Origin of the sequence: Arthrobacter sp. NPDC056727, from assembly GCF_042790555.1 — a bacterium.
In the GTDB taxonomy this organism is placed as follows: domain Bacteria; phylum Actinomycetota; class Actinomycetes; order Actinomycetales; family Micrococcaceae; genus Arthrobacter.
The window spans coordinates 127,006-150,297 of record NZ_JBHTZA010000009.1; the positions used below are offsets into that span (position 1 = coordinate 127,006).

Consider the following 23,292-nt stretch of genomic DNA (forward strand, 5'->3'; position numbering starts at 1 on the left):
TGGACCAGTTCAGGCTGGACCAGTTCAGCTTGGGCCACTGCACTCTGGACAACGGCACGCTAGACGGCGGCGCGCTGCTGCGGCGCTGCCACATCAGCCAGGACGCGCCCCAGGACGGCCTCAGCCGTTGCCCCGGAAAACTCGGCTTCGGGGTCCATCACAAAACGGTGGGTCCAGACCACACCGGCAAGGTCCTTGATGTCGTCCGGCAGGACGAAGTTGCGGCCCTGGCTCGCGGCCCAGACCTTGGCCGCCCGGACCATGGCGAGGGCGCCGCGGACGGACACCCCCAGGCGGGTTTCGGGCGCGTTACGGGTTTCCTCGCAGAGCCTGGAGATGTACTCCAGCACGGCGGTATCAACGTGTGTGGTGGCGGCAAGGTCCGCCATGTCCGCCACAGCCTGCGTGGTGATGACGGGGTGCAGGTCCCGGGACCGGTCCTTGAGGCTGCTGCCGCCCAGGAGCTGGACGGTGGAGGCGTGGTCCGGGTAGCCGATGGAGGTCTTGATCAGGAAGCGGTCCAGCTGGGCCTCGGGCAGCCGGTAGGTGCCGGCCTGCTCGATCGGGTTCTGGGTGGCCATCACCATGAACGGCCGGCCGGCCTCATAGGTGGTGCCGTCCACGGTGACGCGGGACTCCTCCATGACCTCCAGCAGCGCCGACTGCGTCTTGGGCGAGGCCCGGTTGATTTCGTCCGCGAGCACAATGTTGCTGAAGATCGGGCCCTTGTGGAATTCGAACTTCTGGGTCTTCTGGTCGTAGATGGTCACGCCGGTGACATCCGAGGGCAGCAGGTCGGGCGTGAACTGGATGCGGCTGTTGGACCCCTGGACGGTGGCCGCCAGGGCCCGGGCCAGGGACGTCTTGCCGGTGCCGGGGGCATCCTCAAAGAGGACATGGCCTTCGGCGAGCATCGCGGTGAAGGTCAGGCGGATGACATGGGCCTTGCCCAGGACTGCCTGGCCCACGTTGGCGACGAGCTTCTCGAACGTCCCTGCAAACCAGTCGGCCTGCTCGCTTGTCATGGTCATGGTCGGTTCCTCTTCCGTGTCATTCCAGTCATATTCGCTTCAGCGGAGCGCGGCGCGGCATTCAGCACTGCCGGCACATTCAGCACTGCCCCACACCCGGGCCCCTGATGTCCACCGTGATGCCCTTGACGTACCAGCCGGAGTGCGGGCCGCCGTTCATCTTGTACCAGCGGCTGCCGTTGTTGTAGATGTCCGACCAGCACGGGGTCGGAATCCAGCCGTCGGAGTACGACACCCAGTTGGCGTCGCTGCCGCCGCAACTGCGTGTTGCGGCGTTGTACCGGTCAGGGACCCCGGGCTTGCCCGGGCAGCTGTTGTTGTCGGACTGCTTGACCCTGACCTCGGTCAGAGGCGGGGTGGGATCGTTGCCCGACGTTGCGTTTGCCTGCCCGGCTGCCCCGGCAACAACCGTGACGGCTTTGACCCGCAGCGACCGTGTGTTGTTCCAGCCGCCGCCGGAAGCGTCGAACCTGGTGGCCTTGCCGACGCTGGTCCAGGCGCCGCCGTCGAGACTGACCTCGTAGTGGTTCAGCGGACGGCCGTTGGTGCCGGTGGAGTTCCAGGTCCAGTGGACCTGGGGGTCGCCCACGGCGGACTTGCCGCCGTTGACGTTCGGCGCGTTCGGCGGCGCGTACGGGTTGCCCGAGCCAATGGCCTTACCATCGCCGGACACGTTGTTCTTGGTGGAGGCGGCGATGATGTTGACGGTCACGTCCCGGCCGTTGGGCTGGCCGGTGATGGTTCCGCCGCCGGCGTTGATGGGCCCGGACCCGTAGGCGGTGGACCACCGGTAAGTGATCTCCGACGCCTGCGAGCCGTTCCGCTGTGCGGCCGTGAGCGGGGTGAAGGTCACATCCAGCTGGCCGCCCGTACCGTTCGCCCGCACGCTGCCGCCGCTCACGGTGCCCGGCTTGCCGGCGGCCCTGACCGGTGCGGACTGGGCGCTGGTTCCGGACGTGCCCGCCTTGTTGGTGGCGGAAACGGTGAAGGCGTAGTCGGCCTCGGAGTTGTCCACCGTGACATTCAGCGAGGTTCCGGAAGCCACCTTCTGGCTCTTCACCACCGCTCCCCCGCGCAGGGTGGTCAGCGTGTAGGCGGAGACCGCGTCGCCGTTGTTGTCCGGCGCCGTCCAGCTGACGTTCACCTGGGACTGTGGGCCCACGGATCCGGCCCCGGCTGCGCTGGGGGCAGCAGGCGTCACCGGAACTCCCGCCGGCACCTCGGCGGCGGAGTACGTGCTCCACTCCGACGGGTCCTTCGCGTCGTTCCGGGCCAGGACGCGCACCTTGTAGGCCACGCCGTTGGTAAGCCCCTTCCAGACGTAGCTGGTGGACGCCAGGTTCTGGATCTGCGGGTTCTGGCCGGCCGGTGCGGGCGAGATTTCCAGGTCGTAGGACTTGACCGGAGAGCCCTTGCTGGCGGGCGCCTTCCACGCCACCGACAGCTGCTTGTCGCCGAACTTCAGCGACGGGGCCAGCGGCATGTCCGGCTTGACGTCGGGGCGGACCTCGGCGGAGGCCGGTGACCGGTCGGATTCGCCGAACTCATTCGTCGCCGTCACCTGGAAGTGGTACTTGGTGTTGTTGACGAGGTTGTTCAGGGTGCACGAGTTGGCCGGGCACTCCTGCCGGTAGCCGCCCTCGCCGTAGACCGTGTACTTGGTGATGGGCGAACCCCGGTCCGCCGGCGCCGTCCAGTTCAGCAGCGCCGTACTGTCGCCCACGCTCTGCGCCTGCGGCGTGGTCGGGGCCAGGGGCTTGTCCTTCACCGTGAGCCGGATCCGGGCGGTGGCGTACCTGGAGGCGTCATCGGTCTTGTCGCCCACCGTGTAGGACACAATCAGGGTTCCGGAGAATCCGGCCGCGGGCGTGACGGTGACCGAGTCCCCGCTGATGGCCGCGGTGCCCTGCCCGGTTTCGGTGGCGACGCCGATGATCTTCAGCGGCGTATCCGGGAATGGGTTGGCGTCGTTCGCCAGCACCTTGACGGTGACCGGCTTGCCTGCTGCGGCGTTTTCCTCGATGTCGTCGTTCGCCACCGGCTTGGCCCGGTTTGTCGCCGTCACGGCCAGCCGGAACGTGGCAGTGGAGTCGAGGCCGCGCGGGTCCTTCGCCTTCACCTGCACGGCTCCCCCGTCGCCGGGCCGCAGGCTGTCCTTTGCCGAGACCTTCAGGGACGCGCCGTCGATGGACACGTTGAAGCCCTGCGGAACCGCCCCGGCGATCTCGTACTTCATGTTGTCGGCGTCGTCCGCGTCGGGGTCGGTGGTCAGCTTGGCCAGGTCGGCGGAGGCCGAGTCACCCAGCGGAACGTCCACCGAGCCGCCGAGCAGGACCGGCGGGTTGTTGCGGTTGGGGTCGGGCAGCACCTTGGTCCTGATGCTCAGGGTGGACTTCAGGCCGGCGGGGTCGTCGGGACCGGAGCCGTCCGTCACTTCGAAGGTAATGGACCCAGGGCCCACATAGTCCTTGTCCGCGGTGTACCTGACGGCTGTGCCGCCGCCGGCCACGGGGTTGCTGCCGTCCGCGCCGATGAGCTTGATCCGGTCTGTCTGGGTCAGCCGGGGCGAGCGGCTGTCCCGGACCTTGACCCATTCGGCGAGGTCGGCGGTGACGGACTGGCCCGCGACCACCTCGAGGACCTCGTCCTTGGCGAGGGTGGGAACCTGCTGGCCGAGGCCGGGAACCCAGATGATCGCCGTCGACTTCTGGCCGTCGACGTCCTCCACCGTGTAGGGCACCAGCTGCGGCTGCTCCGTCAGCTCCACGATCATGTTGCCGTCCGTGCCCGGCCGGGCGGTCTCTGCGGCGCTGCTGATCTTGAGGTTCTCGCCCACACCGTCGGGGTCTTCGTCGTTCTTGAGGACGGGGACGTCGACGGCGGTCTTGCCCAGTGTCTGGGCGGAGGTGACGCGGTCGTCCCGGGCGATCGGTGCCTGGAGCGGGACGTTGCTGTCCACGACCATCCGGATGGCTGCCTGGGCGGAGGCTCCGCGCTCGTCGGCCACGGTGTAGCGGACATTGACGGTGCCTTCGGTGGCCGGAGCCTGCAGGAGGATGCGGCCGCTTTGCTTGCTGACCGTCGCCTTAAGGGCGGCATCGGCCTCGATGCCGTCGGTCAGGATCCGGATCAAGTCACCATCGGGATCGGTGTCGTTGCCGGCCGCGTCGACGGCGATCTGCCGCCCGGGCCGGACCTTGACCTGGTCGTCCACGGGCGTGGGCTTCTGGTTGGTGTCGCTGCGCGGTGCGATGCCCACGGTGACGGTGCCGGTGTTCACGGCACCCTGCCGGTCCACCACCTTGTAGCGGAACGTATCGGTTCCGGCGCCGTTGCCGGCGGCGACGAAGTCGATGAAGTTGCTGCCCGCCGTCGCGGTGCCCATGCCGGGCGTGCTGTCGATGCCTGTCAGCTGGACGGAGTCGCCGTCGGGATCGATGCCGTCCAGCGGCACGGGGATGCGCACCGTACCGGCGGCCACCACCCGGGCGGTCAGGTTCTTCGGCTGCGGCCGGGAGTTCTCGGCGCCCTCCAGCGGCAGGATGTGGATGGTGACGGCGGCGGCGCTCTTCTGGCCCTGCGGGTCCACCGCGTTGTAGATGGCGCGCACGGTCTTGGGCTGGCTGCCGGCGATGAACCGGAGCGTGTTCTCCGAGACGAAGCTCTTGCCGTCCTCCGCCGCGACGGCCTGGGGCAGCACCGGATCCACCGTCAGCTTCTCGCCCTGCGGGTGGGTGTCATTGTCCAGGACGGGGATGGTCACGACGTCGTTCACGCGGACGTTGACCTCGTCGGGCTTGGGCTGCGGCGCTTCCACCACAGCGGGCGCGGGAACCGGCACGACCGACACGCTGCCGGAGGCGGAAGCCTTGCCGTTGGACATCGTGTAGCGGAACAGGAAGGGGTCCTTGGTGCCGGCGATGTCGGTGATCCGCAGGACGCTGTGGTCGATCACGCTCACCGAGGCGGTGGCGTTTTCCGGCACCGCGACGGACTGCAGGACCAGGACGCCGCCGGACGGGTCGGAGTCGTTGGCCAGCGGGTCCAGCAGCACGCTGCCGCCAACCGGCAGGAGCGCGACGTCGTGCACGGCGACGGGGTTTCCGGAGTCCTTGCCGGATTCCACGTCCACGCGGATGAGGCCCTGGCTGCTCTGCGGCCCGTTGCTGGCCAGATAGGTGAGGTACACCGGGCCCGGGGTGCGGCTGCGGAAGGTGAAGGTGCCGCCGTCGGTGACCGGGCCGAGCTCAGCGGCTCCGCTGGCTTCCACCTGGGCAAGGCGCAGCGCGCCGCCGTTGGGATCGACGTCGTTCTTCAGAGGCGCGATGACCAGGTCCTGGCCCACCACGGCGGTGACGTGGTCGGCGTTGACCACGGGGGCGAGGGCGCCGGGCGGCTGGACGTTGACCACCACCTTGGCCGTGGTGGTGGCGCGACCGTCCCAGACGGACACGGTGACGCTTTTCTTGCCGGCCGTGGCGCCGGAGTCCTGGAAGGTCAGCAGCCCGTCGCGGCGGACCTTCACCTGGTCCTGATCATTGTCCGCGGTGGCCGACATCAGGACCAGGTCGTCGCCGTCGGGATCGGCCCAGTCGGTGAGGATGTTCTGGCTGACGGTCTTGCCCTGCTCCACGAGGAGCGTGGTGGGGTCGCCGCGTTTGAAGGCCGGGGGCCGGTTCTCGTCCGGCCCGACGACGCTCAGGCTCACCTTGCCGCCGGCCGACAGTCCGCGTCCGTCCGCTGCCGTGTAGTCGAACGTCTCGGTCCCCGCCGCGGCATCGGCCGGCACCGCGATCTGGAAGGCTGACCCGCCATAGATGCTTTCGATGCTGCCGGCCCGCGGGCCCTCTGCGCCGAGCGAGGCGGTGAGGACGTCGCCGTCGGGGTCGGAATCGTTGTCCAGGACGCTCAGGACCGTGGTGCGCCCAGGACGGACGCCGACGACGTCGGGCTTCGTTTCGGGGGGACGGTTCGGTTTGGTGCGGTCCGGCAGGACGTTGATGGTGTTGTCGTCGGCCGACTCCTCGTCGGGATCGTCGGCCTGGTTCTTGGGCGGGACCACGTCGTCCCAGTTGTTGACCAGCTGCATGTTCTGGTTGACCAGCCACACGTTGCCCGAGTTCACGTCGTTCAGCACAACCAGGTCGCGGTTGACGCGGAACACGTAGCTGGGCGATGCGCTGGCCTTGGGCACGGCAACGTTCTTGTTGTCCGCGGCATTGGCGCAGTCCCGGACATACTTGTTCGCTCCGGACCACGCAGCGTGGACGCAGCCGCCCAGCTGCACCGGCGCTGCCGGCACGCCCTGGCCGCCGAAGGCAACAGTCTTCGCGGCGGAGCCGTTCAGCGGCTGCTTGAGGAGTGCCTTGCTGGTGGCCACGGCCACGGAGTCCGAGGCCGGGCCTGACTGCTGGAGCCTGGCCTCCCGCGCATCGGCCAGGGGCACTTCGCGCCCGCCGGGCAGGAACAGTTTTCCGGCGGCGGCATCCAGGACCACGGGCTGGTCCCCCACGACGGCGAGCTGGAGGTCCCCGGCGCCCTTCAGCCCGTCCCACGTGCTGGACTGGGTATCGGTGGCTGCCCCGGCGGCGTCAACCGTTGTGACTGTCACCTGCCCTGTCTTCGGGTCGGCCGAGTAGATCCGGTCATCCGGGCCGACGGCGGACACCAGGCCCTGGGAACCCGCCACCGCGGGCTCGCTGGACTCCTGGTCGAAGGCGTTGACCGTTGACGGGGACATCGCCCACATCTTGCCGGCGGCAGGGTCGGTGACCGAGATGACGTCGGCACCGAAACTCACCTGCGCCGAGCCGGGAAGCTTCTTGTCGCCGCCGAGCCTCATGTTGGCGGCGGACACCTGGTTCAGCGTGGAGCCGGATTCGTCGTCGACGAACACCTTGCCGGCATTCTGCAGGACATCGAACGTGGTGCTGGCCGGTGTCACGGCACCGTCGAGGACCCGCGAGGGGTAGTTAAGCCGGCCGACGGCGTTGCGTGCCTTGCTGACCACCCAGACGCCGCCGTCGTTAAGGTCAACCTCGGTTGTCTTGAACCCCGGGTAGATTACGGCACCGGCCACCAGCGCTGCGGCAGCAGCGGAAAAGACGGTCCCGGTGACGATCTTGTTGCGGCGGTTCCTGAGCCCCAGCTTGCCGAACAGAGTTGACACAGCGTTATTATTCCCCTGAAATCACAGCCGCCTGAGCGCGGCTTGCTAGCCCCTGATGTTCATCACGGGCTGTGAAATTCCGCCACTCCCCCATAGAGACGCCGGAACAATTCTGAGCCTCGACTATTACATGGGCGCTGGCGGATTGTCCAAGGACAGCGCTTTGGCCGTCCGTTACCCGCACAGCCTACCCGCGCTGTCCGGCCGGGGCGATGGGGAGGACTGCCCACCCTGCGCCGGCTCCGCGTGCCTGGTCCTGGCTTCCCAGCTCAGGTTCCTAGTCCAGGATCAGGCCCCTGCCCCGTCCCCGCGCCAGCGTGACCGGCTGGATCTCGCCGAATCCACGGACGTTCTCCACGTCCTGGGGTATCAGCACGAACCGCTCGTCCTGGTCCAGCGCCGCCGCGGTCATCGAGTCGACCAGCACAGTGCCCGGATCGGCCAGCGTGGTCAGGCGGGCTGCAAGGTTCACAGTGGGCCCGTAGATGTCGCCCAGGCGGGAGAGGATCCGTCCCCACACCATGGCAACGCGGGCCTCGGGCAGGATCTCGTCCCTGGTGAATGCCTCTGCGAGCGCAAGCGAGATTTCGGCGCCCGCTGCCGGCGTTTCGGCGATGTAGAGGACTTCGTCGCCCACCGTCTTCACCAGCCGGCCGCCGCCCACCGAGATGATCTCCGCGCATTTGTTCTCGAACCGCTGCACCAGCTTGGCCAGGGTTTTCTCGTTCATCCGCCGTGACAGGCTCGTGTAGGACACCAGGTCGGCGAAGCCCACGGCACGCGCCAATGGAAGAGGCGCGTCATCCTCGTCACCCTCGCGGCCTTCCTCGCTGGCCTGCAGGCCGGCTTCCGCCCGGACAGCCAGCCGCTGCACGCCGGCGTTGAGCTGGCGCCGCCAGGAGTAGACAAGCATCTCCTCGAGGGGGTCCACCAGCGCCGGCAGCTCATGGACCAGGCGCTTGCGGGCCTGGGCGTCGGTCAGCCCCTGTTCATGGACCATGTCCTCGACCAGGGCCTCGATCTGCCACACCACCATGCGGTCCGTCATCTGCCCGATGGCGCGGGTCACGGAGATGGCGGCTTCCTCGGTGAGCTTTCCGGCGCGGACCATCCCCACCGCCGTGGACAGGGCAGCCTGGTCGCGTTCGGTGAAGGCGACGTCGTCGTCACCCCAGTTGGGGAAGCCCAGGGCACGCCACAGCTTGCGCGCCGAGAGCAGTGACAGGCCCACACCGGCGGCCACCTCGCGCCGGCGCAGCTTGCGTTCGCCGCCCAGAAGCCTTGATTCGAGGGTTTTCGCCGCAATGCGCTCCGCGGACAGGGTGCCGGTGGGCGGATTTTCGACGACGGCGTCCGTCACCTCCCGGTGGCCGGTGTCCTGTGCGCCGGCCCCGTCTGCTCCGGCCTCATGCGTACCGGTCTCAAGCATGCTTGTCTCCTGCGTGCCCGTCTCCTGGCCGCCGCGCTGATCCTCATCGTTCATCTCTTCCACCTTCTCTCACATCCCGCGGAAACCGGCCGCCGGGCTCATCCGGCGCCTGGCCCAATCCAAACGGTTCCTCGTCCGGAAGCTCGGCAAGGGCATCCAGCAGGAACCTGTTGAAGGTGGCAACTTCCGGCACGTCCTTCAGCACGGTGCCGAAATGGTGCCCGGCATCCAAGGATATATTCCCCGAACGCAACATCCGCTGGAGCATCGACTGGCTGATTGTGACATTACGCACTGACACCAGGAAAACCTGCCGGTCCCGGCGCCGGAGCATGCCCTGGCGCGCCAGGACCCGCTGGCTGGTCAGGATGTACCGGGTGGTCTGCCATCTCAGGAGCCTGGGCAGGCAGTAACCCAGTAGGATCCACACGCCGGCCAGCACGCAGCCAGCCACCGCCCAGAACGTCCATTCTGCTGTAATGGCCGGGGCCAGCGCGGACAGCCCGCCGCGGATAATCCACGCGCTGCCAAATGCAGCAAGGGCGGGCACCACGATGAAAACCACCGCCGGGAGGAACAGCGCCCTGGGCTGCGGGCGGGTCACCACGATGACCTGCTCGCCCGGGAGGAGTTCTTTACGCATAACCGCTTTCGCCGGACCCCTGTGTGCCAGCGCCATGCTTTGCAGGGGCATGCTTGTCCGCCCCGTGCCTGCCTGAATCCTGCGGCGACCACGGCCGCAGGTGGACCACGTCCCCCGCCGTCACCACGTGCTCGTGGGCGGAGGCATCCACCACCAGGAGGGAGCCCGAGTCATCAAGCCGGGAGGCATGGCCGATGATTTCGTGGTCTCCCGGAAGCTGGGCGCGGACCTGCTGGCCCAGGGTGACCATCGCCGTTTCCACGCGCTTGTGCAGCGACGGCCCGCCGGCCAGGCCGGCCGTGGCATCGCCGTCGGCATTGCAGAAGCTGCGGTAGAGCGAGCAAAAACGCGAGAGATAGCTTTTCAGGAGGGCCGTGCGGTCAACGGTCCGGGCACCCTGCAACTGCACGGACGTGGCGGTGGGCACCGGCAATTCGTCCTCCGTCAGCGTGACGTTCAGGCCGGTGCCCAGAATGACAGGCGGCACGGAGCCGCCGCCCAGCGGGCCGAGCTGGGCCAGGATGCCGGCGATTTTTCCGCCCCGCACCAGGACATCATTCGGCCACTTCAGGTCAGCGGGAATCCCCGCCGTCTCATCGAGAGCGTCGCGCAGCGCGACCGCGGCCAGCAGGGACAGCCAGGAGTAGGTGTCGGCGGGCAAGGGCTGGCCACCGGCATTCACGGGCCGGAGCACCAGGGAGACCAGCACGGAGCTGCGGGCGGGCGCTTCCCAGGCGCGGTCCAGCCGGCCGCGGGCGGCAGTCTGGTGCTCCGCTGTCAGGACTGACAGGTCGGGCCAGGCCTTGGGGTCCACGGTCACGGCCCGCAGCAGGTCGGCGTTGGTGGAACCTGTGGTGTCCACGACCGTCAGCTGCGCGATGCCGGTGGCGGCCAGGAAGTTGGCGTCGGACAGGGCTTCCCGGTCCAGGGCCGGCCGCCCGGGCACGCCCTCCGTTCCGGTCAGGTTCTCCTGCGGTCCACGGCTATCGTCAGGGCGTGCGGCATCCATAGTTGAATCCTAGCGACTCGCCGGGCCGCGCGGCCGGTAAAGCCGGAGGTCAGCAGCAGTTCACAGGAAGATGTCGGGAACCAGATCCGCTTCTGCGGCGCCCAGGCTGTAGGGCCGGAAATCCGTGACGCCGGCCGCGGCCAGGACCTGCTCGTCAATGTAGAAGTTGCCGGTACCGCCGCCGCAGTTCACAGTCCCCGTGAGTATGGCGTGGGCTGCGTCTGCCATGATTTCCGGCATTCGGGCGGCCCGGACCATTGATTCGCCGCCTGCCATGTTCCGGATTGCGGCGGTATCGATCAGCGTCCGCGGCCACAGCGAGTTGACGCAGATGCCGTCGCTCCTCAGCTCCTCCGCCAGGCCCAGCGTGGTCAGGCTCATGCCGTACTTGGCCATGGTGTACGCCAGGTGCCGGCCCGCCCACTTCGGGTCGAGGTTCAGGGGCGGCGACAGCGTGAGGATATGGCCGCCGGAGGATTTGCGCAGGGCCGGCAGGGCCAGCTTGGAGAGCAGGAAGGTGCCGCGGACGTTGATGTCCTGCATGAGGTCGTAGCGCTTCATGTCCACGGAACCGGTCGGCGAAAGATCGATCGCAGAGGCGTTGTTGAGAACGACGTCGATCCCGCCAAAGCGGCCGACGGCAGCATCCACGGCGCGTGCGACGTCGTCGTCGTTCCGTACATCCCCGACCAGTGGAAGGGCACTGCCTCCGGCGGCTTCCAGTTCTTCGGCGGCACCGTAGACAGTTCCCTCAAGCCTGGCGTGCGGCTTGCCGGTCTTGGCGAGCAGCACCACGTTTGCGCCGTCGCGAGCTGCCCGCCGGGCAATGGCAAGGCCGATGCCGCGGCTGCCGCCGGACATCAGAATGGTCCGGCCCCGCAGATTGCCAGTGGCCCGGTAGGGTGTGGCTGGAACAGGGCAAGCGTCACTGCTTGAAGTCATAGGGACACTCTAGCCGGAGTTTGTTACCAGCGAGTAACATTCGCGCTTCCGTCGGCGCCACGGACGAAAATTGTAGGAACCCTACAGCGGTCCCGGGAATTTGCGTCACTAGACTAGCCATCAGGGCCTTGGATTTGTACGGATGCTACTTAAGCCGGCAACCAGCGCCCGCATCACGCTGCCGCAGCAGAACAGCTACAGCACAACAGCTACAGAGCCGGAGACACTTGATGAGCCACGATCTGACCACGACGGCGGGAAAGATTGCCGATTTCCGCGACCGCCAGGCCCGTGCAGAGCAGCCCTCCGGCCCCGAAGCCATCGAGAAGCAGCACGCGCGCGGCAAGAACACCGCCCGCGAGCGCATCGACCTGCTGGTGGACGAGGGATCCTTCGTCGAGTTCGACGCATTGGCGGTGCACCGCTCCACGGCCTTCGGCATGGAGAAGAAGAAGCCGCTCGGCGACGGCGTGGTGTCCGGTTACGGAACCGTGGACGGCCGGCTCGTGGCCCTGTACAGCCAGGACTTCAGCGTCTACGGCGGCTCCCTGAGCCAGGTCAACGGCGAAAAGATCGTGAAGGTCCAGGAGTTCGCGCTGCGCAACGGCTGCCCCGTGGTGGGCATCAACGACGGCGGCGGCGCCCGGATCCAGGAGGGTGTGGCCTCGCTGGCCATGTTCGCGGACATCTTCCGCAACAACGTGCACGCCTCCGGGGTTGTCCCCCAGATCTCCCTCATCATGGGCCCCTGCGCCGGCGGCGCGGCCTACTCCCCCGCACTGACCGACTACGTGGTCATGGTGGACAAGACCTCCCACATGTTCATCACCGGACCGGACGTCATCAAGACCGTCACCGGCGAGGACGTGGACATGGAAACCCTCGGCGGCGCCCGGCAGCATAACGCCACCACCGGCACCTCCACCTACCTGGCCTCCGACGAGGCCGACGCCATCGAATTCGTCCGGGAACTGCTGGACTTCCTCCCCTCCAACAACCTCTCCGAGGCGCCGGTGCTGGAGCACCAGCAGGAGCTGGAACTCGACGAGGACGACCTCGCCCTGGACACGCTGATCCCGGATTCCGCGAACCAGCCCTACGACATGCGCAAGGTCATCGAGCAGGTCGTCGACGATGCCCACTTCCTGGAGATGCAGGCGCTGTACGCACCCAACGTGATCATCGGCTATGGCCGGGTCGAGGGGCACACGGTGGGAATCGTGGCCAACCAGCCGCTGCAGTTCGCCGGCACCCTGGACATCTCCGCTTCCGAAAAAGCGGCCCGCTTCGTCCGCCACTGCGACGCCTTCAACATCCCGATCATCACCCTCGTGGACGTTCCGGGCTTCCTGCCGGGCAAGGACCAGGAGTTCCAGGGCATCATCCGCCGCGGCGCCAAGCTCCTCTACGCCTACGCCGAAGCCACCGTGCCCAAGCTGACCGTGATCACCCGGAAGGCCTACGGCGGCGCCTACATCGTGATGGGCTCCAAGAAGCTCGGCGCCGACCTGAACCTCGCCTGGCCCACCGCCCAGATCGGCGTGATGGGCGCCCAGGGCGCCGTCAACATCCTCTACCGGCGCGACCTCGCCGCCGTTGCCGAGGCCGGCGGCGACGTCGAAGCCAAGCGCGCCGACGTGATCCGGCAGTACGAGGAAGAGCTGCTCAACCCGTACCAGGCCGCCGAGCTGGGCTACGTTGACGCGGTCATCGCCCCCTCGGACACGCGGCTGCAGATCGTCAGGGGGCTGCGTGCACTCCGCGACAAGCGTGCGGGCCTGCCCGCCAAGAAGCACGGAAACATCCCGCTGTGAGCGTCCCGAATCCCGCGGCTGAGCCCGCTGACAACGCCCAGCCGGCCCAGACCCTGTTCTCTGTCACCAAGGGCGAACCGACAGCCGAGGAGCTGGCGGCGCTTACCGCCGTCGTGCTTTCCCTGGAACCGGCAGCAGCGGCCGGCCCGGCGAAGCCCAGCGTGCGGCAGTGGATGCGGCGGCAGCAGCTGCGGCTGGAGCCGACGCCCGGTCCGGGGGCCTGGAAGCGGAGCCGGGGCTAAAAATTCAATGACTCTTTCATAACTGGAACCCTGCGATTAGTCTCGTGGGGTGACTACTGAATCCGCCGCCCCGGCACGCCCCCGGACCGCCATTGACGCCGTCGCCGACGCCCACACCGAAACCCTCCTTGCACTGGACCCGAGCCTGGCCACCACGCTCGGCATCCCGGGGCACGATACCGAGTTCCAGGACTTCTCCCCTGCCGGGCTGGCCAGGTTCGCAGCAGCGGAACGAAAGACCCTGCAGGCCCTTGAGGGGCTGGAACCCGTTGACGACGTCGATGCCGTCACCCTCGACGCCCTGCGCGAACGCCTCGGCCTCCAGCTGGAGATCCATGGGTCGGGCTGGAACCTGGCCGAGCTGAACAACATCGACTCCCCGGCGCAGAACATCCGCTCGATCTTCGACCTCATGCCCACGGACACCGAGGAGCACTGGGCCAACATCGCCGGCCGCACGCACAGCGTGCCCGCGGCGATCAGCGGCTACATCGAGTCCCTCCGGACGGCCAGGGACGGCGGCAAGGTCTCCGCCCGGCGCCAGGTGTCGATCGTGATCGAGCAGACCACCAAATACGCCGCCGAGGACGGTTTCTTCGCCAAGCTCGCGGCCGAGGCCAAAACGGCGGACGGCCCGCTGCCGGCGGACCTGCAGGAAAAGCTCGACGCCGGTGCTGCCGCCGCCCGGGGAGCGTACGCCGGGCTGGCGGCGTACCTGCTGGAGGAGCTGCTGCCCGTCGCCCCGGAGAAGGATGCCGTGGGCCGGGAACGCTACGCCCTCGCCTCGCGGGTTTTCCTGGGTGCCGCCGTCGACCTCGAGGAAACCTACGCCTGGGGCGTGGAGGAGCTGGAGCGGATCATTGCCGCCCAGGAACGCGTCGCGGAAGAAATCAGGCCGGGCGCCTCCATCGCCGAGGCCAAGGAGATCCTCAACGGCGATCCGGCCCGGCGCCTTCAGGGAACGGACGCCCTGACGGCGTGGATGCAGGAGCTGTCCGACCGCGCAGTGTCCGACCTTGCCGGCGTCCACTTCGAGATTCCCGACGTCATGAAGACGCTCGAATGCCGGATCGCGCCCACCGACGAGGGCGGCATCTACTACACAGGGCCCTCGGACGACTTCAGCCGGCCCGGAAAGATGTGGTGGTCCGTGCCCGAGGGCGAGGACTCGTTCACCACCTGGGCCGAAACCACTACCGTGTTCCATGAGGGCGTGCCCGGCCACCACCTGCAGGTGGCCACCGCCGTCTACCGGCGCGAACTGCTCAACAGTTGGCGGCGCAATGTCTGCTGGACCTCGGGCCACGGCGAGGGCTGGGCCCTATACGCCGAGAAGCTCATGGAGGAGCTCGGCTACCTCAAGGATCCGGGCGACCACATGGGCATGCTGGACATGCAGCGCATGCGGGCCGCCCGGGTGGTCTTTGACATCGGTGTCCACCTGGAACTCGACGTCCCCGCGCGCTGGGGAACGGGCACCTGGACGCCGGAGAAGGGCTTCGACTTCCTCAAGGCCAACCTGGACATCAGCGAGGGCAACCTTCAGTTCGAGTTCGCGCGCTACCTCGGCTGGCCGGGCCAGGCCCCGTCCTACAAGGTGGGCCAGCGGCTGTGGGAGCAGATCCGCTTGGAGCTCGAAGCCCGGCCGGATTTTGACCTGAAGGCCTTCCACACCAAGGCGCTCAACATCGGCTCCGTGGGCCTCGACACGCTCAAGCGCGCAATGCTCGGCTAGGGTTCCATCCCCCCGATCGATAGGAGTTTTTGTCCAGATACCGCGGGTTAAGGGCCTCCGAAGCCGCGGTATCTGGACAAAAAACTCCTGACCGGGGCGAGATGTTTGCCACAGGTTCCGTGGGAATATCTTCATAAAAGAGCGGAGTTACGCCGATTTTCCGGGCATCGTGATGCTGTTAGCCAGTAAGGTCCGCGTAATATTTCTCAATGTCGGCTGGAAGCTGTATTTTGCGCGGCCTAGCTTGTTGTGGTGAGCAATCAAACCACTTCATCCACGGCCGGGCGCCCCGGCTTCCAGCTGCCCCGGTGGGCAGGTTCCTTCGGCTTCCAGATCATCTCGGCCCTGATCATCGGGCTTGGGCTTGGCCTGCTGGCAAAGTACACCGGCAGCACCAAGACGAACCCCAACGGGCTGGGCGCCACGCTGCAGACCATCGGCTCCAGCTATGTGTCGCTGCTGCAGACCGCCGTCGTGCCGCTCATCTTCACGGCTGTGGTGAGCTCCATCTCCAACCTGCGCGAGGTCGCCAACGCGGCCCGGCTGGCTTGGAACACGCTGCTGTGGTTTGCCATCACATCCCTGGTGTCCGTGCTTATCGGCATTGGCCTTGGCGTGCTCCTGCAGCCTGGCGCCAACACCGGCATCTCCGGCGAGGCGAAGTACGACGGCAAGCAGGGCGACTGGTGGGCATTCCTCATCGGCCTGTTCCCGAAGAACTTCCTGGGCCTCGGCGCCAGCTCCACGGTCACCGACTCCGGCGCCGTAACCACCTCCGTCAGCTTCAACGTCCTGCAGATCCTGGTGATCGCGATCGCCGTCGGAGTCGCCGCCCTCAAGGTGGGCAAGCAGGCTGAGCCGTTCCTGGCCCTCAACGCCTCGGCCCTGGCCGTCATCCAGAAGGTCCTGTGGTGGATCATCCGCATCGCACCGCTGGGCACCGTGGGCCTGATCGGCAACGCCGTGGCAGTGTACGGCTGGGACACCATCGGCTCGCTGGGCAAGTTCACGGTGGCCATCTACATCGGCCTCGCCCTGGTGCTGTTCGTCGTCTACCCGGTTCTCGTCCGCTCCCACGGCCTGTCCGTCAAGCAGTACTTCTCCGGCGCCTGGCCCGCGATCCAGCTGGCCTTCGTCTCCCGCTCCTCCATCGGCACGCTCCCGCTGACCCAGCGGGTTACCGAGCGCAACCTCGGCGTTGCCAAGGGCTACGCCTCCTTCGCGGTTCCGCTGGGCGCCACCACCAAGATGGACGGCTGCGCGGCCATCTACCCGGCCATCGCAGCGATCTTTGTGGCCCAGTTCTTCGGAATCCAGCTCGACTTCAGCCAGTACCTGCTGATCGCCCTGGTTTCCGTCCTCGGGTCCGCTGCCACGGCCGGCACCACCGGCGCCGTCGTCATGCTGACGCTGACCCTCTCCACGCTGGGACTGCCGCTGGCCGGCGTCGGACTCCTGCTGGCGATCGACCCCATCCTGGACATGGGCCGCACGGCCGTCAACGTGGCAGGCCAGGCACTCGTGCCCACCATCGTGGCCAAGCGCCAGGGGATCCTCGACGAAACCCTCTACAACGCGCCGCACACCGGGGAGGCCTTCCGTGAGGAGGATGCACCCGCGGCCGAGCGCGAGCTGGCCGGCTCGAAGGCCTGACCTTCATAGAATGCGTGTGCCCCGGGAGTTCCCCGGGGCACACCGCTTTAAGTCGCCCGCTTTAAGCCGGGCCGCCCAAATCAGTCCAGCATGCGGAGAGCAAGGGTAGGGTACGGGCATGGACATCATTCTGGTTCCCGGCTTTTGGCTCGATGGTTCATCCTGGTCCGGCGTCACTCCCCCGCTTTTGGAGGCCGGCCACCAGATCCACGCACTGACCCTTCCGGGGCTCGAGTCGAAGGACGCCAAGAGGTCCGGCATCGGGCTCCGCGACCACATCAACACAGTCGTTGAGGCCATTGACGGAATCGAGGGTCCGCTGGTCCTCGTGGGCCACTCCGGCGGCGGCGCCATCATCCACGGCGCTGTGGACGAACGTCCGGACCGCGTGGCCAGGGCCGTCTATGTGGACAGCGGACCGCTCGGCGAGGGCGGGGTCATCAACGACGAGCTGCCGAGCGAGGGTGACGAGATCCCCCTGCCCGCGTGGGACGTGTTCGACGACGCCGACCTCACCGACCTCGACGACGGGCTTCGGGAAGCATTCCGCGCACGGGCCATCCCGCAGCCAAGAGCCGTGGCCTGCGACAAGCAGCACCTTCACGACGTGCGCCGCTACGAGGTTCCGGCCACGGTGATCGCCTGCGAGTTCCCGTCCTCCCTGCTGACGGAGTGGATGGACGCCGGCCACCCTTACGTTGAAGAGCTCGCGCGCATCCGCGATGTGGAACTTGTGGACCTTCCCACCGGGCACTGGCCGCAGTTCACCAAGCCGGCGGAACTCGGGGCGGCAATCCTCGCCGCCGTGGACCGCACCGGCTGACGCTTAATAGCCGCGGCACAGCGACCCCTGGCGAGCACTAAAGGCAAGCCGGGTTTCCGTCCAGCAACCTAATGGCCGCCGATCACGCCCTTTTCCACGGCCTTCGTGACGGCATCTGCCTCGGCCTGGGTGAGTACGCCGTCCTTCACCGCTTGGTCGAGCCGACCCTTCAGGGCAGCCGCACGTCCGGCCTGCGCCTCGGTGCGGAGTTCCTCGAGGGCGGCCTTAACCTTGGCTTCATCGATTCCCAGCGACTTCGCCAGCGAGGCTGCCAGGGCCGCCTCCTTCGCGGCCCTGTCCGGCTTGGTGCCGTCGGCGTTCCTGGCGGGCGGACGGTTTGCGTCGCGGAATGCCCTCAGGGCGTCCTCCACCTTGGCCTGGTCCACGCCCAGCTTGGCCGCGAGGGCCGCCGCGTCCCGGCCGAGGACACCGTGACCGCGTCCATGTCCATGCCCGTTGCCGTGACGGTCCCAGCCGTCAAACCGCGGGGCGTCAGCGGGAGCACTGGACGGGCTGCTTGTTGTTGGAGTGGGCGAGGGAACGGCTGTTGTTGCGGCCGCCATCCCGCTAACACCGAATCCGGCACCCAGTGCCAAGGCAGTCGCGCCAAGCCCGAGGGCAACTTTCTTTGAACGCTCCATGGTCCGCTCCTCGATCCGCCGGCCTTGAGGCACCACTGCCGCCGTGCCGACGACAACAGGATGCACCTTCCTCCTCAAGAACGCCTTTCGCCCGGCTGTGAAGATGCTGTGAATTTCTCCGTCAAGGCTGTGAAGTGCCGCACCGGTTGCGCAGAGTGCAAACTTGCACGTAGTGTAATTGGGTGTCCACTTCCACTTCGCCATCCCAGCCTTCACCGGATCCCGCCCCCACGGAGCCCCGCGGGGCGGCTTCCCGCCGCGAGCTGAACAAGGCCGCCACGAGGCGGGCCATCATCGATTCCACTCTTGCTCTTCTGCGGCAGAACGGCCCGGGCAACTTCACGGTCGAGGACATCGCCGAAGCCGCGGGCATCTCCCGCCGCACCTTCTTCAACTACTTCAGCAGCACGGAAGCCGCCATCGCCTCGGTGACCAACGGATTCCTGGACAGCGCCCTCGAACAGTTCCGCCGGCGCCCCGCGGACGAGCCCATCCTTGAGTCGGCGCGCGCCGCCCTGGTGGAATTGGCAGATCCCATGACGGTGGCCCCGCTTGCCGAGCTGTTCGGCCTGACCCAGGGCAACCCCCTCATGGCGCGCTCCGAACTGGAGGCATGGGACCACTGCACCGAACAGATTGTCGCTGCGGCCCGCGAGCGCACCGGCCAGGGCACCGGGGCTGACCGGGACGAGCTCTACGTCCGGGCCCTCGCAGGGTCAGTCATCTCCTGCGGCAAGGCAGCGATGGACGTCTGGTTCCGCCGGTGCGGCCCCGATATGTCCCCCGAATCACTGGCCATCCTCCGGCAGCTGCTCATCGATTCGATGGGGCTCCTCGGGTCCGGCTTCGCCAGCCCTGCACCACAGTCGCCCGAATCATCCGCCAAACCTTCCACCCGCAACGCAGAACGGTCCTGACATGGCACTTCTCCTGTACCGCCTTGGCAAGTTTTCCTATCGTCACCGCTGGCTTGTCGTCTCGCTCTGGCTGGCGGTCCTGCTCGCCGTCGGCGGCGCGGCAGCAGCTTTTTCCGGCACTCTGTCCAACAACTTCCAGATACCCGGCACGGAAACCCAGCGTATGGCCGACAAGCTCCAGAAGGAGCTGCCGGCGTCATCCGGCGGCTCTGCGGGGGTTGTCTTCCAGGCAAATGACGCCCGGTTCAGCCAGGCCGGCAAGGATGCGGTGTCCACTGCGCTGACGAAGCTTGAGGCCCTTCCGGACGTCCGGGGAACCGTGGACCCGTTCGCCACGCAGGCGCAGCTGGACAAGGCCGCCGGGGATCTCGCCGACGGTGAAGCCAAGGCCGCCGCCGGCAAAGCACAGCTGGAAACATCTGCCGCCGAACTGGCCGCCGGCAAGGAGCAGCTCGCCGCTGCCGAGGCGCAGATGACCGCGGCCGGGCTCCCGGCGTCGGCCATTGAAGCACAGCTTGGCCAGCAAAAAGCCGCACTGGCCGCCGGCCAGGCAAAGCTCGACGCCGGGACCAGGGAACTGGAGGCAGGTGACGCGAAGCTGGCACTCGCCAAGCGCCAGCTGGAAGCGTCGCACGGAATGCGCTTCGTCTCCGAGGACGGCAAGGCGGCCATTGCGCAGGTCCAGTTCAGGACCTCCATCAACGGGCTGGACCCCGGGGTGCGCCAGGAAGTCCAGGACATCCTGCAGGAAGTCTCCTCCGCAGGTGTCACAGCGCTGCCGAGCAAGGAGATCAGCGAGGACGTCTCCGAGATCTTCGGCGTGGCCGAGATCATCGGCATCGCCGTGGCGGCGCTGGTACTGATCATCATGCTCGGCACCCTGGTCGCCGCCGGGCTGCCGCTGCTGATGGCCATTATCGGCGTAGCGGTCGGCGTCGGCGGCACCATGGCCCTCAGCAGTGTCATCGACATGAGTTCAATCTCGCCGATGCTCGCCCTCATGCTGGGCCTCGCCGTCGGCATTGACTACTCGCTGTTCATCGTCAACCGCCACCGCGGGCAGCTGCTGGCGGGCATGGACGCCGAGGAGTCCGTGGCCCGCGCCACCGGAACCTCCGGCAATGCCGTGCTCTTTGCCGGCCTGACAGTCATCATCGCCCTCGCGGCGCTGGTTGTCCCCGGGCTTCCGTTCCTGGGGGTGATGGGCGTGTCCGCGGCCGGGACCGTCGCGGTCGCCGTCCTCGTCGCCCTGACGCTGACCCCGGCCATCCTCTCGTTCATTGGCAGGAAGCTGATCTCCAGGCGGGCCTGGGCCAAGGCCGCGCAGCACAATGCCGACCCCAACGCTGAGGCCGAGGACCACGCCAGGGACGAACACCGCAGCAGCCACGGCTGGGGCGGACTGGTCACCAGGCACCCGGTTCTGGCCATGCTGGCAGGGGTCCTGGCGCTGGGCATCGTGGCACTGCCCGCTGCCCAGCTGCGGCTTGCACTGCCCGACGGCGGCTCCGAACCCGTCGATTCCCAGGCCTTCAAAGCCTATGACGCCACCAAGCGCAGCTTTGGCGAGGGCATGACCGGGCCGATCATCGTGGTGGGCGATCTCCCGGACGGCCTGAGCGAAGCGGAAGCAACGGCCAAGCAGCTGGACGTCGCGGACATCCTGCGCAAGACGGAGAACGTCACGGCGGCCATTCCGGTGGCGCTGAGCGAGGACCGCGGGACGGCGGTGTTCCAGGTCATCCCGAAGGAGGGACCGGCCAGCGCCAGCACCGTGGACGTGGTCTCCGACATCCGTGCCGAGAGGGCCGAAATCCAGGACTCCACCGGCGTCAGCATCGGCCACACCGGCCAGACCGCAGGCAACGTCGACGTTTCCACCAAGCTGGGCGACGCACTGCCGTCCTACCTGGCCATCGTCGTGGGGCTCTCGCTGATCCTGCTGCTGCTGGTGTTCCGCTCGATCGTGGTGCCGCTGCTGGCAACCGGCGGGTTCCTGCTGTCGCTTGCGGCCGCGTTCGGTGCCGTGGTGGCGGTCTACCAGTGGGGCTGGCTGGGCTCGGTGTTCGGTGTCGACAACCCCGGAGCCGTGCTGAGCTTCCTGCCGATCATCCTGATCGGCGTCCTGTTCGGGCTGGCCATGGACTACCAGGTGTTCATCGCCTCGGGCATGCGTGAGTCCTTCATGCACGGCGAGTCCGCCAAGCACGCAGTCCGGTCCGGCTTCAGCCACGCCTCGGCCGTGGTCACCGCCGCCGCCATCATCATGGTCAGTGTCTTCGCGGGCTTCATCTTCTCGCACCTGAACATGGTCCGGCCGCTCGGCTTCGCGATGGCCTTCGGCGTGCTGGTTGACGCCTTCGTGGTGCGCATGACGATCGTCCCGGCAGTCATGTACCTCCTCGGTGATAAGGCCTGGTGGCTGCCGCGCTGGCTGGACCGCATCCTGCCGGACGTGGACGTGGAAGGCGCGAAGCTCGGCAAGAAAAGCACGACGGCGAGTGTCACCTCTGCGGCCGAACCCGCCAAAGTCCCTGCCGGCTGACGGCCGTTACCGCTGAGGTCACCAGACTCAGAGCAACGAAAGGGAGTGGACGGCCGCCCTCCGATCATCTGGATCAGAGGGCGGCTTCCGCTTTATCTGGTTCCTACCCAGTCTGTAATCCAGTCCGACACGAGCTCCGCTACTTAGCGGAGAGTCTTAGGCAGCAAGCGAACCCTCAGCAGAGGCTTCCCTCCGCCCCCGCATGCGCACCTTCGCATGGCGCCGGAGTTCACGCCTGCACCGGCAGGCTTCCGCGTTCGACGCGTCACGCTCCCTCCCCGGGAGGGGTGGCGCGGTGGAGTGGTAGGTGTGGCCGGTCGGAGTGCGGATTTCTATGGAGTGCCTCGGGCCGGATCTGGGCTGGGCTTTCCAGCCGGGCCCTTCTTTGGTGTGATTACACGCCTCGCACACGCCCGCGCCGTTGCCGAGGCTGGTGGGTCCATCGGCGTGCCACGGGACTATGTGGTCGAGGTGCCGGATGGGAGCGTCGCAGTAGGGCGTCCGGCAGGTGTCGTCACGGATTTGGATGAAGCGGCGCAACGGTGCCGGGAACAGCCGCCTCCGCGAATCCATGGCCACTAAATCACCCGACCCCGGCGCCGTGTACAGCCGGCGGACCCAGGCCTTGAACTCCTGATCTCCCTCGGCCTGTCCACTGATCACCAGCGTCCGCGCCCAGGCAGCCGGGACAACGCCGTAGCCGGCAATCCTGGCGGGCTCGGTGTCACCCTGAAAAAGGGTTCGGTCCGTCATGACGAGCTGGACATCCACACCGGAAATACCTCCCGGGGTACCGGTGGTCCACTCGACCAGGGTATCGGCGCTGATCTGCCCACGGCTACGCTGGTCCCCGCCGGCGCGGAGAGAATCGGCGTGCCGGGTCAACGCCGTGTATGCGGCGATGCCCTCGTGAACTGGCAGCAGCGCCGTCAGGTACACCATAGTGTCCGGGGCCGGCCGGATGCTCACCGTCCGCTCGGACGCCGCACGGCTCGCCCGCTGCGCGACGGAGCGAGAATCCCGCCGGATGGCCGCAGCCCTCACTGCGGCGACAACCGCCCGGGTTCCTGCACCCTTGAAGGTTCCCGTGTCTGCGGCGAGTTCCTCATCGGCGGCGGACCGGTCGGCGGCACTGAGGCATGCTGTTTCCCGGACGATCAGGGTGGCGCGCTCTTCATTCAACTGTCCGGTCTCCAGGGCGGCCAGAGTGCGCGGCATCTCGGTGACCAGGGCCCTCGCCATCCCCAGCAGGCGGCCGCCGCGGTGCGGCGACTCGCCCCGGGCAAGCGCAATCTGCGCCGCCGAGTCCATGCGGCATTCCTTTCCGCGGTCTTTGCCGAGGTCCTCGGCAGCCGGCATCCCAAGCCCAGCCTGCGGTCCAGTCACTGCCTGCTTTTGCCGCTGCCGGGCATCGAATGTGACAGCGATCCGGGCCTGGAGCCCCGCCACCGCGGACTTCAACTCTTCCAGGTCCCGCAATTGATCAATCAGTCCGGCATCATCGGCAATCATGCGGATACCGGCCAAGGACCTGATGAGGTCCCTGATTCCAACCTCATCCGTAACTTCAGCCGTCACCGGCTCCCGACTGCCTTCCATGGGCTAAGTCTGCCAAGGGGGTCCGACATTTTTAGCGAGCTCAAGGTGACGTACATGCCCGTGACCGCCGGCGGCACTTCTGAACGTATTACGCTGGAAC

The 23,292-nt window shown here is 67.5% G+C and carries 15 protein-coding genes; 7 read left to right on the top strand and 8 right to left on the bottom strand.

Translation table 11 applies throughout. From position 1 onward, the window contains the following. Positions 1–59: 59 nt before the first annotated feature. From ACFRAH_RS11365 to ACFRAH_RS11390, 6 genes are all read right to left on the bottom strand, one after another. Complete coding sequence (locus tag ACFRAH_RS11365; RefSeq protein WP_377990979.1) at positions 60–1,031, bottom strand: AAA family ATPase; 972 nt, start codon at positions 1,029–1,031, stop codon at positions 60–62. Between the two features lie 79 nt (positions 1,032–1,110). Then, positions 1,111–7,200 carry an Ig-like domain-containing protein gene (locus ACFRAH_RS11370; protein WP_377990980.1) on the bottom strand — a complete coding sequence of 2,030 codons (6,090 nt, stop codon included), beginning with the start codon at positions 7,198–7,200 and terminating at the stop codon, positions 1,111–1,113. Positions 7,201–7,477: 277 nt separating this feature from the next. Beyond that, positions 7,478–8,683, bottom strand: a complete 1,206-nt coding sequence (locus ACFRAH_RS11375; RefSeq protein ID WP_377990981.1) for an adenylate/guanylate cyclase domain-containing protein — start codon at positions 8,681–8,683, stop codon at positions 7,478–7,480. Then, a complete protein-coding gene (locus ACFRAH_RS11380) occupies positions 8,673–9,272 on the bottom strand; it encodes a PH domain-containing protein (protein WP_377990982.1) in 600 nt (199 codons plus the stop codon). The genes ACFRAH_RS11375 and ACFRAH_RS11380 overlap by 11 nt, the downstream gene beginning before the upstream one ends. Then, entirely contained in the window at positions 9,265–10,281 is a 1,017-nt protein-coding gene (locus ACFRAH_RS11385) for a biotin--[acetyl-CoA-carboxylase] ligase (protein ID WP_377990983.1), read from the bottom strand. Before ACFRAH_RS11385 ends, ACFRAH_RS11380 begins: the two co-directional genes overlap by 8 nt. 60 nt (positions 10,282–10,341) lie before the next feature. After that, positions 10,342–11,223: an SDR family oxidoreductase gene (locus ACFRAH_RS11390; RefSeq protein WP_377990984.1), complete on the bottom strand. Its 882-nt coding sequence runs from the start codon at positions 11,221–11,223 to the stop codon at positions 10,342–10,344. 230 nt (positions 11,224–11,453) lie between these two features. On the opposite strand from ACFRAH_RS11390, the gene ACFRAH_RS11395 reads away from it, so the two are divergent. The 5 genes from ACFRAH_RS11395 to ACFRAH_RS11415 all read left to right on the top strand — a co-directional run bounded on the left by ACFRAH_RS11395 (position 11,454) and on the right by ACFRAH_RS11415 (position 17,490). Continuing rightward, a complete protein-coding gene (locus ACFRAH_RS11395; protein ID WP_377990985.1) occupies positions 11,454–13,037 on the top strand; it encodes an acyl-CoA carboxylase subunit beta in 1,584 nt (527 codons plus the stop codon). Continuing rightward, a complete protein-coding gene (locus ACFRAH_RS11400; protein WP_377990986.1) occupies positions 13,034–13,279 on the top strand; it encodes an acyl-CoA carboxylase subunit epsilon in 246 nt (81 codons plus the stop codon). Before ACFRAH_RS11395 ends, ACFRAH_RS11400 begins: the two co-directional genes overlap by 4 nt. A 49-nt stretch (positions 13,280–13,328) precedes the next feature. Next, positions 13,329–15,014 carry a DUF885 domain-containing protein gene (locus tag ACFRAH_RS11405; RefSeq protein WP_377990987.1) on the top strand — a complete coding sequence of 562 codons (1,686 nt, stop codon included), beginning with the start codon at positions 13,329–13,331 and terminating at the stop codon, positions 15,012–15,014. A 252-nt stretch (positions 15,015–15,266) separates the two neighbouring features. Beyond that, positions 15,267–16,667, top strand: coding sequence for a dicarboxylate/amino acid:cation symporter (locus ACFRAH_RS11410; protein ID WP_377990988.1), 1,401 nt, complete (start codon positions 15,267–15,269; stop codon positions 16,665–16,667). A 118-nt stretch (positions 16,668–16,785) separates the two neighbouring features. Then, on the top strand, positions 16,786–17,490 hold the full coding sequence (locus tag ACFRAH_RS11415; RefSeq protein WP_377990989.1) for an alpha/beta fold hydrolase: 705 nt from the start codon (positions 16,786–16,788) through the stop codon (positions 17,488–17,490). Positions 17,491–17,558: 68 nt separating this feature from the next. Here ACFRAH_RS11415 and ACFRAH_RS11420 read toward each other — a convergent pair whose 3' ends face one another. Continuing rightward, positions 17,559–18,131 carry a hypothetical protein gene (locus tag ACFRAH_RS11420; protein ID WP_377991039.1) on the bottom strand — a complete coding sequence of 191 codons (573 nt, stop codon included), beginning with the start codon at positions 18,129–18,131 and terminating at the stop codon, positions 17,559–17,561. A gap of 182 nt (positions 18,132–18,313) precedes the next feature. Between ACFRAH_RS11420 and ACFRAH_RS11425 the strand changes: the two genes are divergently transcribed. Beyond that, entirely contained in the window at positions 18,314–19,048 is a 735-nt protein-coding gene (locus ACFRAH_RS11425; RefSeq protein WP_377990990.1) for a TetR/AcrR family transcriptional regulator, read from the top strand. A 1-nt stretch (position 19,049) separates the two neighbouring features. Beyond that, on the top strand, positions 19,050–21,593 hold the full coding sequence (locus tag ACFRAH_RS11430; RefSeq protein WP_377990991.1) for an MMPL family transporter: 2,544 nt from the start codon (positions 19,050–19,052) through the stop codon (positions 21,591–21,593). Between the two features lie 156 nt (positions 21,594–21,749). Here ACFRAH_RS11430 and ACFRAH_RS11435 read toward each other — a convergent pair whose 3' ends face one another. Next, positions 21,750–23,192, bottom strand: a complete 1,443-nt coding sequence (locus ACFRAH_RS11435) for an HNH endonuclease (RefSeq protein ID WP_377990992.1) — start codon at positions 23,190–23,192, stop codon at positions 21,750–21,752. Positions 23,193–23,292: the final 100 nt, after the last annotated feature.

Bases quoted from the DNA above. Each gene is read 5' to 3' on its own strand.
- ACFRAH_RS11365 (WP_377990979.1), bottom strand. From the start codon at position 1,031: ATGACCATGACAAGCGAGCAGGCCGACTGGTTTGCAGGGACGTTCGAG.
- ACFRAH_RS11375 (WP_377990981.1), bottom strand. From the start codon at position 8,683: ATGAACGATGAGGATCAGCGCGGCGGCCAGGAGACGGGCACGCAGGAG.
- ACFRAH_RS11380 (WP_377990982.1), bottom strand. From the start codon at position 9,272: ATGCGTAAAGAACTCCTCCCGGGCGAGCAGGTCATCGTGGTGACCCGC.
- ACFRAH_RS11385 (WP_377990983.1), bottom strand. From the start codon at position 10,281: ATGGATGCCGCACGCCCTGACGATAGCCGTGGACCGCAGGAGAACCTG.
- ACFRAH_RS11390 (WP_377990984.1), bottom strand. From the start codon at position 11,223: ATGACTTCAAGCAGTGACGCTTGCCCTGTTCCAGCCACACCCTACCGG.
- ACFRAH_RS11395 (WP_377990985.1), top strand. From the start codon at position 11,454: ATGAGCCACGATCTGACCACGACGGCGGGAAAGATTGCCGATTTCCGC.
- ACFRAH_RS11415 (WP_377990989.1), top strand. From the start codon at position 16,786: ATGGACATCATTCTGGTTCCCGGCTTTTGGCTCGATGGTTCATCCTGG.
- ACFRAH_RS11420 (WP_377991039.1), bottom strand. From the start codon at position 18,131: ATGGAGCGTTCAAAGAAAGTTGCCCTCGGGCTTGGCGCGACTGCCTTG.
- ACFRAH_RS11430 (WP_377990991.1), top strand. From the start codon at position 19,050: ATGGCACTTCTCCTGTACCGCCTTGGCAAGTTTTCCTATCGTCACCGC.
- ACFRAH_RS11435 (WP_377990992.1), bottom strand. From the start codon at position 23,192: ATGGAAGGCAGTCGGGAGCCGGTGACGGCTGAAGTTACGGATGAGGTT.